Below are 13639 nucleotides of genomic sequence, written 5' to 3'. Positions count from 1 at the left end.
AGGGGCCGGTCACGTCACCGGATCCACCACCCAGACCGGGTGCCCCGGCATCGGCGGGGTCTTCGCGCCGTACAGCCAGGGGCGCAGGAAGCCCTCCAGATCCTCGCCTGCGACCTTCGACGCCAGGTCGACGAAGTCCTGGGTGCTCGCCGCGCGCCCCTTGAAGCCGCTCACCCAGGCGCGCTCGATCTTCTGGAACGCCGCGTCGCCGACCTGCTCGCGCAGCGCGTACAGGACGAGCGCGGAGCCGTCGTAGCGCATGCGTTTGAAGAGGTTGGGCTCGGTCGGCTCGGCGGGGGCGCCGAAGTCCTTGCGCCACTGGTCGTGCGCCGCGTACGCGGTCTTCATCGCGGCCTCGAAGCTGTCGCCGCCGTTCGCCTCCGAGTACAGGCGTTCGTAGAAGCGGGCGTGTCCCTCGCTCACCCACAGGTCCGACCAGCTCTTGAGGGCCACGCTGTCGCCGAACCACTGGTGGGTCAGCTCGTGCACCAGGTTCCGCTCGGCGTCCACCTCCGTGCCGAGCAGGTCGGCCTTGGGGACGAGGGAGAGCGTCTGCGTCTCCAGGGCCACGCCGAGGTCGGTGTCGCCGACCAGGACGCCGTAGCGGTTGAAGGGGTAGGGGCCGAGCCTCTCCTCCAGCCACTTCAGGTGGTCGGGGGTGAGCTTTCGGTACTCGGCCGTCGGCTCGACCAGGGCCTCCGGGACGACGTCACGCAGCGGCAGCCCGCCCGGCCCCTCGCTGTCGACGAGCTCGAACTTCCCCACGGCCAGCTGGACCAGCTGCGTGGAGAGCGGCTGCTCCGAGTCGTACGTCCAGCGCACCCGGCCGCCGGGGGCCTGGGTGCGCGAGACCAGCCTGCCGTTGGCGACGGCCGTGCGGTCGCCCGGCGTGGTGATGCGGAAAGTGATCGGCGCGCGCTGACTCGGGTGGTCGTTGGCCGGGAAGATCAGCCGGGCGCCGTTCGGCTGGGGGTAGACCACCGTGCCGTCGGGCGTGGGTATCCAGCCGTAGTCCTCGATCGCGTCGTCGCGGTGCCGGGTCTGGGCCGGGTCGGCGGTGTAGGTGACCTTGACCGTGAAGGAAACGCCCTCGCGGAGCGGGGACTTGGGCGTCACGGTCAGCTCGTCGCCCTCACGGGACGCGCCGGCCTTGGAGCCGTTCACCGTCACGGCGTGCAGGGTGTTGCCCGCGAAGTCCAGGTTGAAGCGGGAGAGTGCCTGCGTGGAGGTGGCCCTGATGGTCGTCGTCGCCTCGAACGGCGTCTTCGGCGCCTGCCAGTCGAAGTCCAGGTAGTAGCGGTCGACGCGGTACCCGCCGTTCCCGTCCAGCGGGAACATCGGGTCGCCGAGGCCGGGCGCGCCCGGTGACGGCTTCCCGGTGGCGGCCGGGGCCGCCTGCGAGACGGGCGCGGTGAGGGCGGCCGCCGCGGTGATCGCGGCCACGAGGGCGAACCGCGCTCGGCGGTGGATCGTCCGGTTGATGCTCATCGGGAACCTCTCGGTCGGATGCTGCACGGACGTACGTCGTGTCCCGTCTTAGACGCACAGCGCTCCGCCCGAGTTGTGGGTGACCAAGCTCTCTCCCACAAGGCCGCGTCCGGCTGGCATGGTGGAGAGGCCGAGTGGGGGAGACCCACTGCCAGCCGAACGTCAGCGAGAAGACATGACCGCGACCTCTGCCACCGCCATCCGCGCGGGCGCCCGCACCGGCGGCCCCAAGGAAGACGGGCCCACCATCCTGGAACACCTCGCGGGCTGGACCCTCGTCGTCGTCCTCGCGATGCTCGTCACGCAGGCCGGTCTGCTGTGACCCCGCTCCCGTAGTCCCCTGTGTCGTCCGCGTCGGCCCGCCAGTGCCGGTGCGGGACGCCCACCAGGCCGTACAGCCACCGCACCGGCGACCGCCCGTGCAGCAGTGTGAGCCCCGCCACCACCGCGAACAGCGGCAGGCCGAGCCACCCGCCGACCAGGCGCACCAGCACGCTCGCGAAGAGCGCGCCCACGAACGGCAGGCCGTAGACGCCGGCGGCCGCGATCGCGATGCCGAGGATCCTCGGCACCTTGCGGTCCTCGTCGGCACCCGGCAGCGACCAGCCCTCCATGAGCCAGCCGATCTCGGTCATCAGCATGGTGCCGATCACCGCGGCCCCGAAGAGCAGCAGCGCGAGGAACGTCCCGGACGTCAGGAAGTCCAGTACGTGATTGACGACACTGTCCCTTCGCCAGTCCGCGAAGTCCTTCGCGCCGGGTGAGAGGAGACGCTCGTACCCCCGGCCGTCCCAGCCGTGGACGAGCGTCCCGAACAGCAGGAAGTACCCTCCCACGCAGTTCAGGTACGCCCAGTAGCCCGCCCCCACGAGGACCAGCGCCTGCGCCACGAGGAAACCGAGGATCGCGGCGACCGGGATCCCGCCCGCATAGAAGAGCACGAACCCCGCCCACACGCCCTCGTGGCCCTCCGCGACGTGCATGGTCGCCCACGCGGGGTTCTGCCACAGCAGGAAGAGCCCCGTCGGCACCATCAGGACGGCGGCGAACAGCGCGGTCAGCGCCAGATACGGATTGGCGGCCCGGCTGCGCGTGCGTGGCCCCTCGCCCGCGTTGATCCGCTCCCACACCTGCAACTGGCGTCCCGCGGAGAGCGCGAACGTCGCGCCGATCGCGTACGCCCAGAAGAGGGCGGCCTGAATCTGGATCATGTCGCGCCCCTCACGCCGCGCCCCTCATGCCGAGGCCCTGAGGGCGAGACCGCCCGCCACGATCGAGTCCGAGGTGACCAGCGCCTGTTCGGCGCTGACGTCCGTCATGAAGACGAACGGCGGAATGATGGGCGGCACCGGCAGCTTGTCGGGGGTGAAGGTCAGGCAGAGGAGACCTTCGAGGCACCCCTTGAACTTGGTCAGATAGAGCGTGACCGAGCCGCTCAGGTCCAACGTGTCCGCGCCCAGGGCGAGTTCCTCGCTCCCGTCGCGTGTCCTCAGCTCGTAGTCGGTGAGCGAGGCGGCCCTCATCCGCAGCACCATGACCTTCAGCGGGCCGTCCGCGGTCCGGATCTCGGTGACACCGGCCAGCGTGAAGCCCTGCGGCGCGAAGAGTGTGGTGGTGACGGTCGGCGGGGTCCTCGGCGCCACGATCGACTGCGAGGGGGCCGGGGCGGCGCGCGGGACGGCCTTCGCCGGGCTCCCGTTCGCGATCCCCGCGACGATCACCACGGGCAGCAGCACGGCGAGCGTCCGCGTGCCCTGCCCGTCCCGTACCTTCGGCCGCGCCGGGTCCTCCTCGGCGTCCTCGGGCACCGGCGTCCAGCCGAAGCCCATGGCGCTGCCCGCGATGCCGAGCAGCATCCCGACGAGGAACCCGCCGAGGTTCGTGGCCGCGAATGACAGCACCGAGAGGATCAGGGCGTTGAGGCTCACGTAGTGGTGCGTGTGCGGCAGGAACCACAGGAACAGCCCGGCCACCACCAGCGCGATCCCGATGCCGAGCGCCGCGATCCCGCCGAGCCCGAGGCTCACCAGGACCGTCAGCGGTGAGAGCGGCACGAGCAGCAGCTCGGCGCCGCCGAGGATCAGCAGCAGCCCGCCCCAGAAGGGCCGCGTCCGCCGCCACCTGCGGACGGTCCGCCGCTGCTCGGGCCAGGGCAGCCGACGGTCGAGCGGGCCGCCGCCGTCCTTGCGGAAGGGTCTGACGCCGCCTCTGCCGCCGCCGGTCAGAAGCACTTCTTGCCGCCGAGGCTGACGTCGACCCGCATGCCCTTGAGCCGGAAGTTCCCGCCGGTCGCCGACCAGGCGTGCGACTTCACCCCGGAGACCGTGATGTCCCCGGCCTGGAGCCCGAACTTGCCCCGCTCGCCCTTGACCCCGGGCACCTCGTCCAGCGTCGAGGCGTCCCGGCCGATCTGCGCGGTGCCGAAGCGGGCGTCGCCGACCAGGTCCTCGCCGTCGATGATGAGGTTGCTGGCGGTGACCTCGCCCGCGTCGCCGCCCGCCGTCAGCTTGAAGACGACGGTGCCGACGGGCGTCTTGACCTCGGCGGCCTGGCAGATGTCGGAGAGGGTGGCGTCACCGATCCCGAGGAGCGCCACCGGGTGCCCCTTGCCGTCGATGTCCCGGTCCGTCTGGACGTACGAGGACAAGCCGTCGCTGGTCAGCTTGCCCGACGAGACCTGGAAGCTGGTGCCCGATACGGCGAAGGACGCGGCGAGCGCGCCCTCGGCCATCACGGAGGCCATCACGCCGACGGCCAGGACGGCCGGCAGGGCCACCACGGCCGTCTTCTTCCAGGAGGTTCTGCCCTCGTGTAACGCGTCGCGTGCTGCGCTCACTGTCTTCCTCCCGTACGTCGTTCCGCGTCGTCAAGCGTGCGTAAGGGGAGTGCGTGAAGCGCCTTCGGGAGCCGGCCGGCGGGTGGCGCGGTTCTGCCATACTGCGGATCCCGAGGCAGTTGGAGACTAGGGCCGAAATTGAATAAGAGTCAACAGCGCGGCACCGACCGCTCCGTGGCGAGGCGCGCCGAACTCATCGCCACCGGCCGGAAGCTGTTCGCCGACACGTCCTACGACGCGCTGTCGATGGACGACATCGCGAAGCAGGCGGGCGTCGCCAAAGGGCTGATCTACTACTACTTCACGTCCAAGCGCGGCTACTACCTCGCGATCATCGAGGACTCCGTCGCCGACCTCGTCGCGCGCGCCGGCCGCCACGACGACCTCCCGCCCGTGGAGCGCGTCCAGCGCACCATCGACGGCTATCTGCGCTACGCCGAGCACCACCAGGCGGCCTACCGCGCGATCGTCAGCGGCGGCGTCGGCTTCGACGCCGAGGTGCTCGCGATACGGGACGGCGTGCGGGAGGCGATGATCGGGACGATCGCCGAAGGGACGTACGGCCGCAAGGACATCCCGTGCCTGGCGCGCACCGCGCTGCTCGGCTGGCTGTGCAGCGTCGAGGGCATCACGCTCGACTGGATCGCCCACCGGGGCCTGCCGCGCGACACGGTCCGCGCACTGCTCGTGCGCACGCTCGGGGACACGCTGCGCGTCATCGAGGACTTCGAGCCGTCGTACCCGGCGCCGTCGCGCCCATAGAAGCGGCCCGGACCAATGGTTCGCACCAACTCGGCGGCGCGTGTCGATCCGGAGACATCTTTCGAGTAAGCGGTCGTTAACTAGTGACGGGGTGCCGCCGATCGGGCATACTCAACGCGCCGCAGCCGCTGGTCAGCCGCTTCCGTGACCCGGAAAGAGACCCTGGCTCGGCACTGTTTCCGGCGTCGCCGCCTCACCCTGCGCGGGCGTCCGCCGTAGCCCCACAGGGAGGAGAGTGTCATGCCCGACCACGCCCCGCAGCCGGTGGACCGTCAGCTGCCCACGGATGAGGCCAGGGATCTGCTCTCGCTCGTCCGGGACCTCGTCCGGCGCGAGATCGCCCCGCGGGCGGCCGAGGAAGAGGAAGCCGGCCGCTTCCCGCGCGAGATCTTCACCCTGCTCTCCGAGTCCGGCCTGCTCGGACTCGCGTACGACTCCGAATTCGGCGGCGGCGATCAGCCCTACGAGGTGTACCTCCAGGTCCTTGAGGAGCTGGCCGCCGCGCGCCTGACCGTCGGCCTCGGCGTCAGCGTCCACTCCCTGTCCTGCCACGCGCTCGCCGGGTACGGCACCAAGGAGCAGCAGACCGAGCACCTGCCGGCCATGCTCGGCGGCGGCCTCCTCGGCGCCTACTGCCTCTCCGAGCCCGCGTCGGGGTCGGACGCCGCTTCGCTGCGCACGAAGGCCGTGCGAGACGGCGACGGCTGGGTCATCGACGGCACCAAGGCCTGGATCACCCACGGCGGAATCGCCGACTTCTACACCGTGCTCGCCCGCACCGGCGGTGAAGGCGCCCGAGGCGTCACGGCCTTCCTGGTGCCGGGGGACGCCGAGGGGCTGAGCGCCGCGCCGCCCGAGAAGAAGATGGGCATGAAGGGCTCGCCCACCGCCCAGGTCCACTTCGACGGTGTCCGCGTCCCGGACTCCCGCCGCCTCGGGGACGAGGGCCAGGGCTTCGCCATCGCGCTCTCCGCGCTCGACTCGGGGCGCCTCGGCATCGCCGCCTGCGCCATCGGCGTGGCCCAGGCGGCGCTGGACGAGGCGCTCGCGTACGCCACCGAGCGGCGGCAGTTCGGCCGGCCGATCGCGGACTTCCAGGGTCTGCGCTTCATGCTCGCGGACATGGCGACGCAGATCGAGGCGGGCCGTGCCCTCTATCTGTCGGCGGCCAGGCTGCGCGACGCGGGCAGGCCGTTCGCCAAGCAGGCGGCCATGGCCAAGCTGCTGTGCACGGACGCCGCGATGAAGGTGACGACGGACGCCGTGCAGGTCCTCGGGGGCTATGGCTACACCGCCGACTTCCCCGTGGAGCGCTTCATGCGCGAGGCGAAGGTGCTGCAGATCGTCGAGGGCACCAATCAGATCCAGCGCATGGTCATCGCCCGTCACCTCGCGGGTCCCGAAACGCGCTGAACTGGCCGCGGGACACGGTCGGCGACACGAGCCGGACCCACTCCGGGTCGTGCCGCCCGGGCAGCGTCCGGCCGCGGTCGGCCCAGTGGCGGAGCAGGGCGCGGTAGATCGGGGGGTCGTGGGGCTGGGGCCGCTGGGGGTGTGACGGCTGCGGGTGGGGCGGCAGGTGCGTTTGGGGCCGGCGCGGCTGCTGGTACACCTGCGGTGGAGCTGGCTGGTGCTGGGGCGGCTGGGGCACTGGGGGTTGGTGCACCGCGGGCTGGTGCATGGGGTGCTGGCGTGGCTGCTGATACGGATGCTGGCGCGGCTGCTGATATGGCTGCTGATACGGCTGTTGGCGCGGGTCGGTCTGCTGAGACCGCTGGGGAACCGATTCCGCGGAGGCGGGCACCGTCATCAGGGTGCGCCGCCGATGGCCGGTGGCGACGTGCGTGGGGCCCATGTCCGTGGGGGTCATGCCGGGCCAACGCCCACCGCGGCGCCGAAGTCACCGCCCCGCGGATTAGGGCGTCAGTCCACGGCGTCCGCGTGTCGGGCGGCGTGCGCCGGAGCACGGCCGCGCGGATGGGCCCGGAGCACGGCCACGCGGACGGCCCCGGAGCACGGCAGCGCGGATGGCCCCGGGGCGTGGCCGCGCGGGCGCCCGGGAACCCGGCCGACACCGCGTATGGCTCCGTCCCGCGATCTGACGTACCGTCATCCCCGCGCCGGAGGGCCCACCGCCTCCCGCCACCCTGAACTGCCGTGCGCCCAGGGAGGTCTGCCGTGGAAGATGATCGTCCGGTACCGCTCGACGAGTACCCCGTGCACCAGGTCCCCCTGTCGATGAAGCACGTCGCGACGGGCGACCGCAACGCCTACGACCGGTGCATCTTCCACCTCTTCGACCACACGGGCCACGCCCTGCTCATCCTCGGCCTCGGCGTCTATCCGAACACCGGTGTCATCGACGCGTACGCCACCCTCCGTACCGGCGACACGCTCCACGCCGTACGCGCCAGCGACGCCCTCGGTGACGACCGGACGAACCTCTCCGTCGGGCCGCTGCGCATCACCGTCGACGAACCGCTGCGCCGCCTGCGTCTGCGGTGCGCCGCCGATCCGGACGACCCGGCGGCCCTGTCGTACGACCTCACCTGGACCGCCGACTTCCCGGCCCTGTGGGAGCCGCACCACATCCAGCGGCGCGGCGCCCGGCTCACCCTCGAAGGGCGCCGCTTCGTCCAGGCGGGCCGCCCCTCCGGAGTGATCCGCGCGGGCGGCGCGGAGACACCCGTGACGGCGGGGGAGTGGAGCGCGACCCGCGACCGCAGCTGGGGGGTGCGGCCCATCCCCGGCGAGGAGCGCGGGCGCCTGGAGGAGGAGTTCGCCACCGAGGGCTTCCACTGGATCTGGTGCCCGGTGCGCTTCGACGACCGCTTCCTGATGGTCATCGCCCAGGAGGACGCGGACGGCTACCGCACGCTCAACGACGCCACCCTCGTCCGCCCCGGCCTGCGCGACCGCCAACTCGGCTGGCCCCGGGCCGACATCACCTACCGCTCCGGCACCCGCCACCCCGAACGCGCCGTCATCCACCTCACCGACCCCGACGACCGCAAGCCCTTGGAGCTGGGTGTGGAGACCCTCGCCTCGCTGCCGCTGGCCGTGGGCGCCGGCTATCCGCCCGCCGACGACTGGCAGCACGGCACCTGGCGCGGCCGCGACTGGACCGACCGGCGCACCTACGACCTCTCGGATCCCTCGGCCCACGCCCTGGCCGCGTACGGCGTCATCGACCACGCCGCGCGCTTCACCCTGGGCGGGCACACGGGATACGGCATCTTCGAGCACGGCAGCTTCGGCCGCCACGACCCGAGCGGCTTCACCGGATTCGGCTCCGTGGCGCCCTGAGGACACGGGCAGGAGGAAGGAGTAGGGACATGGCATCGGCACCCCGCCCCCGCACCACCACACGCGACCCGGAAGAACTCACCCGTCGCCTCACCGCCTGGCTCGACACCCGCCTGCCCGGCGCCAAGGCGGTCGACGTGAGCGTCCCCGCGTCCAACGGCATGTCCAGCGAGACCCTGCTCTTCACCGTCGAGCACCCCGAACCGCCCCTGCGCGACTGCGCGTTGCGGCTGGCGGCCGACCCGGCGGCGTACACGGTCTTCCCCGTCTACGACATGCCCCGCCAGTACCGCACGATGCGGCTCGTCGCCGACCGCACGGACCTGCCGGTGCCGCGCGTGCTGTGGCTGGAAGAGGACCCCGGGCCGCTCGGCGCGCCCTTCTTCGTCATGGAACGGGTCGAGGGCCGCGTCCCGCCGGACGTCATGCCTTATACGTACGAGGGAAACTGGCTGCACGCCGCGACGGACGGCGAACGCGCGCACCTGGAGGAGGCATCGGTCCGGATCGTGGCCCGGCTGCACGACCAGGTCCCGGTCGGCGAGGCGCGGTTCCTCGCCCTGCCCGGCGAGGGCGGCCCGCTGCGCCGCCATGTCCGGGCCCAGCGCGACTACTACGCATGGGTGGTGCGCGGACTGCCCCGCTCACCCCTGATCGAGAGCGCCTTCGACCGCCTCGAAGAGCTGTGGCCGCACACCGAGGGCGCCCCCGTGCTCAACTGGGGCGACGCACGCATCGGCAACATCGTCTACGACGGTTTCGAGCCCGCCGCCGTCCTCGACTGGGAGATGGCGGCCCTCGCCCCGCGCGAGGTCGACCTCGGCTGGACGGTCTATCTGCACCGCTTCTTCCAGGATCTGACGGTGAGTTTCGGCCAGCGGGGGCTGCCGGACTTCCTGCGCCGCGACCGCGTCCAGGAGACGTACGCGAGGCTCACCGGCCACACCCCGCGGGCCATGGACTTCTACACGCTGTACGCGGCGCTGCGGCACGCGATCGTCATGCTGCGCGTCGCCTACCGCCAGGTCCACTTCGGCGAGGCCGCGGCGCCCGCGGCGCCCGAGGACGCGGACACGCTGATCCTGCACCACGGCAGCCTCGCGGCCATGGTGCAGGGCAGCTACTGGTGAATCAGGCGGCGGGCCGCTGCTGTCCGGGCACGCGGATGGGGCGCGAGCCCGCGCCGCCCACGTGCGAGAACGGCTTCGTCCGCCAGTCGAGCCCCTGAGGGAGCGTCAACAGCAGGGCGGTGTCCTGCTCCTGAGCCTCCATCGACTCGTCGGTGGGTGTGGCGTCCGTGGCGGCGCGGCCGGTACCGCCACACACCGTGAGCCCGAACGGGTTCCACGGATTGGGGCACAGCGCGTGCTCGGGCAGGACGTCCTCGTCGGCCAGGAGCGCGATCGGCTGCCCGCAGTCGGGGCAGTTCACGCGGTACATCTCAAAGGTGTCGTACGCGTCGAGAAGGGCGTCAGCCGGTTCGACGCCCTCCGGCTCGGGCTCGGCGACCTGCTGCTGCTTGGCGCGAGTGGACCTGCCGGGGCGCTTCAAATTCTGCATGGGACTCTCCCCCTTGGGTGGGCCGACAAGGCGCTGCGGCCTCGACCACAGCAAGCACTTCCCGTCCCGTCGTAGAGGTAATCGTGGCATCCCATCGGACACGGGCAAGGGGGTGTGGCGTTCGTCACATGCCCAGGGGAGTTGCCCCGCCGCACGGCCCCTTCGGGCGCTCGGGTATCCGGGGGGATCAAGAGCCCTGTAGGTTCGGCGCATGGAGGAGCTGGACCGACAGATCGTGCAGCTGCTCGTCAAGGACGGGCGGATGAGCTACACCGACCTGGGCAAGGCCACGGGCCTGTCCACGTCGGCCGTGCATCAGCGGGTGCGCCGCCTTGAGCAGCGAGGAGTCATCCGCGGCTATGCCGCGGTCGTCGACGCCGAGGCCGTGGGGCTCCCGCTCACGGCGTTCATCTCGGTGAAGCCCTTCGACCCCAGCGCACCCGACGACATCGCCGAACGCCTCGCCGGCGTCCCGGAGATCGAGGCGTGCCACAGCGTCGCGGGCGACGAGAACTACATCCTCAAGGTGCGCGTCGCCACACCACTGGAACTGGAGCACCTGCTGAGCCGTCTGCGGGCGCTCGCCGGTGTCTCCACGCGTACGACCGTCGTGCTCTCCACGCCCTATGAGGCCCGCCCGCCACAGCTCTGAGCGCACGCGCTTTCTATGGACGTACGGATGTACGGCCGTACCCGGTGCCCCCGCGTCGGGCGCCCCGCCCACAGGGGCGAGACTGGACCCATGAGCCAGAGCACCGCCCCCGGGAACGACCCCCAGGACCCCGAGGCCCCCCAGAACCACCGCACCGTGCTGCTGCGCGGCGGCGACGTCCACAGCCCCGCCGATCCGTTCGCCACCGCGATGGTCGTCGAACGCGGCCATGTCGCCTGGGTCGGCTCCGAGGGCGCCGCGGACGCCTTCGCCGACGGTGTCGACGAGGTCGTGGATCTCGAAGGCGCCCTGGTCACCCCCGCGTTCACGGACGCCCACGTGCACACCACGGCCACCGGCCTCGCCCTGACGGGCCTGGACCTGTCCGGGGCCCGGTCGCTGGACGACGCGCTCGTTCTCGTACGCGAACACACCGCCGCACGTCCGCACGACACCGTCCTGCTCGGCCACGGCTGGGACGCCGCCCGCTGGCCCGGTGGCCGGCCCCCCACGCGCGTGCAGCTCGACGAAGCCACCGGCGGCCGGCCGCTCTACCTCTCCCGCATCGACGTCCACTCGGCCGTGGCCAGCACCGCGCTGCTCGACCTGGTGCCCGGCATCACCGAGCGCGTGGGCTTCCACCCGGACGCTCCGCTCACCGGCGACGCCCACCACGGGGTGCGCGCCGCCGCCCTGGCGGCGATCACGCCCCGGCAGCGCACCGAGGCCCAGCGCGCGGCCCTGCGGCGCGCCGCCTCGCTCGGCATCGGCTCCGTGCACGAGTGCGGGGGGCCCGAGATCTCCGACGAGGACGACTTCACCGGGCTGCTGCGGCTCGCCGCCGACGAGCGGGGACCGCGCGTCGTCGGCTACTGGGCCGAACAGGGCGACGAAGGCGTGGCCCGCGCCCGCGAGTTGGGCGCGGTCGGCGCCGCCGGTGACCTCTTCGTGGACGGCGCCCTCGGCTCGCACACCGCCTGCCTGCACGAGCCGTACACCGACGCCCCCCACACCGGCACGGCCCACCTGGACGCCACCGCCGTCGCCGCCCACGTCGTGGCGTGCACCGACGCGGGCCTCCAGGCGGGCTTCCACGCCATCGGGGACGCCGCGGTGGCCTCTGTGGTCGACGGACTGCGGCTGGCCGCCGAGAAGGTCGGCCTGGCCCGCGTGCGCGCCGCCAGGCACCGCGTGGAGCACGCGGAGATGCTCACGCCCGAGACGATCGCGGGGTTCGCCGAGTTCGGGCTCACCGCGTCCGTGCAGCCCGCCTTCGACGCCCTGTGGGGCGGCGAGGACGGCATGTACGCCCAGCGCCTCGGCGCGGAACGGGCCCGCACCCTCAACCCGTACGCGGCCCTCCTGCGCACCGGCGTGCCCCTCGCCTTCGGCTCCGACAGCCCCGTCACGCCGCTCGACCCCTGGGGCACGGTCCGCGCCGCCGCCTTCCACCGCACGCCCGAGCACCGCGTCTCCGTGCGCGCCGCGTTCACCGCCCACACCCGGGGCGGCTGGCGTGCCGTCGGCCGCGACGACGCGGGCGTCCTGGTGCCCGGCGCGCCCGCGGACTACGCCGTGTGGCGCACCTCCGATCTGGTGGTGCAGGCCCCCGACGACCGCGTGGCCCGCTGGTCGACCGACCCGCGCTCGGGCACGCCCGGCCTGCCCGACCTGACGCCGGGCGCTCAGCTGCCCGTCTGTCTGCGCACCGTGGTGGCCGGACAGCCGGTGTACGTGGGGCCGGACGAGTGATGTCACGGCGGTGCGCGCCCCCGGTCGCGGCCCGCCAGGGCTCCACACGACCTGGGAATCCTCGGCCCTGACCTGGCGGTCTTCATCATCACCGCAGTTCACGGGGGTATTGACAGAGAGCCGCCGTGGGCCGGTAGGTTCGGCCGGGTCCACCGCAGGACGTCCGACCGGCGATCCTCCACGCAGTCGTCGAACGCCGCTGGGTCACGGGTGGTGTGCCGCACCGGCGCACCACCGCTGGGAGCCAGGTCCAGCGCCCGCGACGCGGAGGCGAGGGAACGCAGCGGCCGGTCGGCAGGTGTGACCCGGGTGGGGCCCGGACGCTCAGTAGACAACGGCTTTCGGTCGATCCGCAGCCAGCGGGTCCCAGGCCGGCCCGAAGGGTGCCGGGCCCCGATCCGCAGTGCTGGTCGCCCCGACCTCCGTGCCGCCGCTGCGGCCCAGGCCGCGGCCACTATGGTGGTCCTCTGCGTACGAACGAAGGGGCAGTAGTGAACGACGGCGGTCGGGTCTCCGAATCAGGGGACCAGGGGAGGCAGTACGACTCGCTCGGCACGGCCTTGGTGATCATTCCGACCTATGACGAGGCGGAGAACATCCGGTCCATCGTCGGCCGGGTACGGGCCGCCGTCCCGGACGCGCACGTCCTGGTCGCCGACGACAACAGCCCTGACGGCACCGGCAAGATCGCCGACGAACTCGCGGCCGAGGACGAGCAGGTCCACGTGCTGCACCGCAAGGGCAAGGAGGGGCTCGGCGCCGCCTACCTCGCGGGCTTCCGCTGGGGACTCGACAACGACTACGGCGTGCTCATCGAGATGGACGCCGACGGGTCCCACCAGCCCGAGGAGCTGCCCCGACTGCTGACCGCGCTCAAGGGCGCCGACCTCGTGCTCGGCTCGCGCTGGGTGCCGGGCGGCCGGGTCGTCAACTGGCCCAAGCACCGCGAGTTCATCTCCCGGGGCGGCAGCACCTACTCGCGCCTCCTGCTGGACGTACCCATCCGCGACGTGACGGGCGGCTACCGCGCCTTCCGCCGCGAGACCCTCGAAGGCCTCGGCCTCGGCGAGGTCGAGTCGCAGGGCTACTGCTTCCAGGTCGACCTCGCGCGCCGCGCGATCAAGGCGGGCTACCACGTCGTCGAGGTGCCCATCACGTTCGTCGAGCGGGAGCTCGGGGACAGCAAGATGAGCCAGAACATCGTCGTCGAGGCGCTGTGGCGGGTCACCGCCTGGGGTGTCGGGGAGCGCGTCGGCCGGGTCATCGGCCGCAAGCAGCCCTGA

Annotated in this window: 13 protein-coding genes; 8 read left to right on the top strand and 5 right to left on the bottom strand. The window is 72.3% G+C overall.

Annotation, left to right across the window (positions count from 1 at the left end; all coding sequences use genetic code 11):
- Positions 1-9 precede the first annotated feature (9 nt).
- Entirely contained in the window at positions 10-1488 is a 1479-nt protein-coding gene (locus tag ACWDZ7_RS16320; RefSeq protein ID WP_451797535.1) for a M1 family metallopeptidase, read from the bottom strand.
- A gap of 175 nt (positions 1489-1663) precedes the next feature.
- On the opposite strand from ACWDZ7_RS16320, the gene ACWDZ7_RS16315 reads away from it, so the two are divergent.
- The gene (locus ACWDZ7_RS16315; protein ID WP_451518547.1) at positions 1664-1810 is read left to right on the top strand and encodes an SCO1431 family membrane protein; all 147 of its coding nucleotides are present in this window, start codon (positions 1664-1666) and stop codon (positions 1808-1810) included.
- Here ACWDZ7_RS16315 and ACWDZ7_RS16310 read toward each other — a convergent pair.
- The 3 genes from ACWDZ7_RS16310 to ACWDZ7_RS16300 are packed head-to-tail and all read right to left on the bottom strand — an operon-like array spanning position 1788 to position 4324.
- A complete protein-coding gene (locus tag ACWDZ7_RS16310; RefSeq protein WP_451797534.1) occupies positions 1788-2699 on the bottom strand; it encodes a hypothetical protein in 912 nt (303 codons plus the stop codon). The two genes, ACWDZ7_RS16315 and ACWDZ7_RS16310, sit on opposite strands and share 23 nt — an antisense overlap.
- Before the next feature lie 24 nt (positions 2700-2723).
- A complete protein-coding gene (locus ACWDZ7_RS16305) occupies positions 2724-3719 on the bottom strand; it encodes a DUF6114 domain-containing protein (protein WP_451797533.1) in 996 nt (331 codons plus the stop codon).
- Positions 3710-4324 (bottom strand): DUF6230 family protein, encoded by a 615-nt coding sequence (locus tag ACWDZ7_RS16300; RefSeq protein ID WP_451797532.1) that lies wholly within the window; start codon positions 4322-4324, stop codon positions 3710-3712. The genes ACWDZ7_RS16305 and ACWDZ7_RS16300 overlap by 10 nt, the downstream gene beginning before the upstream one ends.
- Before the next feature lie 138 nt (positions 4325-4462).
- On the opposite strand from ACWDZ7_RS16300, the gene ACWDZ7_RS16295 reads away from it, so the two are divergent.
- The 4 genes from ACWDZ7_RS16295 (at position 4463) to ACWDZ7_RS16280 (ending at position 9522) form a co-directional block, all read left to right on the top strand.
- Complete coding sequence (locus ACWDZ7_RS16295; RefSeq protein WP_451797531.1) at positions 4463-5086, top strand: TetR/AcrR family transcriptional regulator; 624 nt, start codon at positions 4463-4465, stop codon at positions 5084-5086.
- A gap of 240 nt (positions 5087-5326) precedes the next feature.
- Positions 5327-6499 (top strand): acyl-CoA dehydrogenase family protein, encoded by a 1173-nt coding sequence (locus ACWDZ7_RS16290; RefSeq protein WP_451797529.1) that lies wholly within the window; start codon positions 5327-5329, stop codon positions 6497-6499.
- Positions 6500-7264: 765 nt separating this feature from the next.
- Positions 7265-8392: a hypothetical protein gene (locus tag ACWDZ7_RS16285; protein ID WP_451797528.1), complete on the top strand. Its 1128-nt coding sequence runs from the start codon at positions 7265-7267 to the stop codon at positions 8390-8392.
- 29 nt (positions 8393-8421) lie between these two features.
- Positions 8422-9522: a phosphotransferase family protein gene (locus tag ACWDZ7_RS16280; protein WP_451797527.1), complete on the top strand. Its 1101-nt coding sequence runs from the start codon at positions 8422-8424 to the stop codon at positions 9520-9522.
- Between the two features lies 1 nt (position 9523).
- Here the strand turns inward: ACWDZ7_RS16280 and ACWDZ7_RS16275 are convergent, their stop codons facing one another.
- On the bottom strand, positions 9524-9952 hold the full coding sequence (locus ACWDZ7_RS16275; RefSeq protein ID WP_451797525.1) for a hypothetical protein: 429 nt from the start codon (positions 9950-9952) through the stop codon (positions 9524-9526).
- A 211-nt stretch (positions 9953-10163) separates the two neighbouring features.
- On the opposite strand from ACWDZ7_RS16275, the gene ACWDZ7_RS16270 reads away from it, so the two are divergent.
- The 3 genes from ACWDZ7_RS16270 (at position 10164) to ACWDZ7_RS16260 (ending at position 13639) form a co-directional block, all read left to right on the top strand.
- On the top strand, positions 10164-10604 hold the full coding sequence (locus ACWDZ7_RS16270; protein ID WP_451797524.1) for an Lrp/AsnC family transcriptional regulator: 441 nt from the start codon (positions 10164-10166) through the stop codon (positions 10602-10604).
- Between the two features lie 90 nt (positions 10605-10694).
- Positions 10695-12356: an amidohydrolase gene (locus ACWDZ7_RS16265; RefSeq protein WP_451797522.1), complete on the top strand. Its 1662-nt coding sequence runs from the start codon at positions 10695-10697 to the stop codon at positions 12354-12356.
- A gap of 491 nt (positions 12357-12847) precedes the next feature.
- The gene (locus ACWDZ7_RS16260; RefSeq protein ID WP_451797521.1) at positions 12848-13639 is read left to right on the top strand and encodes a polyprenol monophosphomannose synthase; all 792 of its coding nucleotides are present in this window, start codon (positions 12848-12850) and stop codon (positions 13637-13639) included.

Source organism: Streptomyces sp. NPDC003032, from assembly GCF_053591415.1.
This window is presented reverse-complemented; position numbering and strand designations above follow the sequence as displayed.

Bases quoted from the DNA above. Each gene is read 5' to 3' on its own strand.
- ACWDZ7_RS16315 (WP_451518547.1), top strand. From the start codon at position 1,664: ATGACCGCGACCTCTGCCACCGCCATCCGCGCGGGCGCCCGCACCGGC.
- ACWDZ7_RS16280 (WP_451797527.1), top strand. From the start codon at position 8,422: ATGGCATCGGCACCCCGCCCCCGCACCACCACACGCGACCCGGAAGAA.
- ACWDZ7_RS16270 (WP_451797524.1), top strand. From the start codon at position 10,164: ATGGAGGAGCTGGACCGACAGATCGTGCAGCTGCTCGTCAAGGACGGG.
- ACWDZ7_RS16275 (WP_451797525.1), bottom strand. From the start codon at position 9,952: ATGCAGAATTTGAAGCGCCCCGGCAGGTCCACTCGCGCCAAGCAGCAG.
- ACWDZ7_RS16290 (WP_451797529.1), top strand. From the start codon at position 5,327: ATGCCCGACCACGCCCCGCAGCCGGTGGACCGTCAGCTGCCCACGGAT.
- ACWDZ7_RS16320 (WP_451797535.1), bottom strand. From the start codon at position 1,488: ATGAGCATCAACCGGACGATCCACCGCCGAGCGCGGTTCGCCCTCGTG.
- ACWDZ7_RS16310 (WP_451797534.1), bottom strand. From the start codon at position 2,699: ATGATCCAGATTCAGGCCGCCCTCTTCTGGGCGTACGCGATCGGCGCG.
- ACWDZ7_RS16265 (WP_451797522.1), top strand. From the start codon at position 10,695: ATGAGCCAGAGCACCGCCCCCGGGAACGACCCCCAGGACCCCGAGGCC.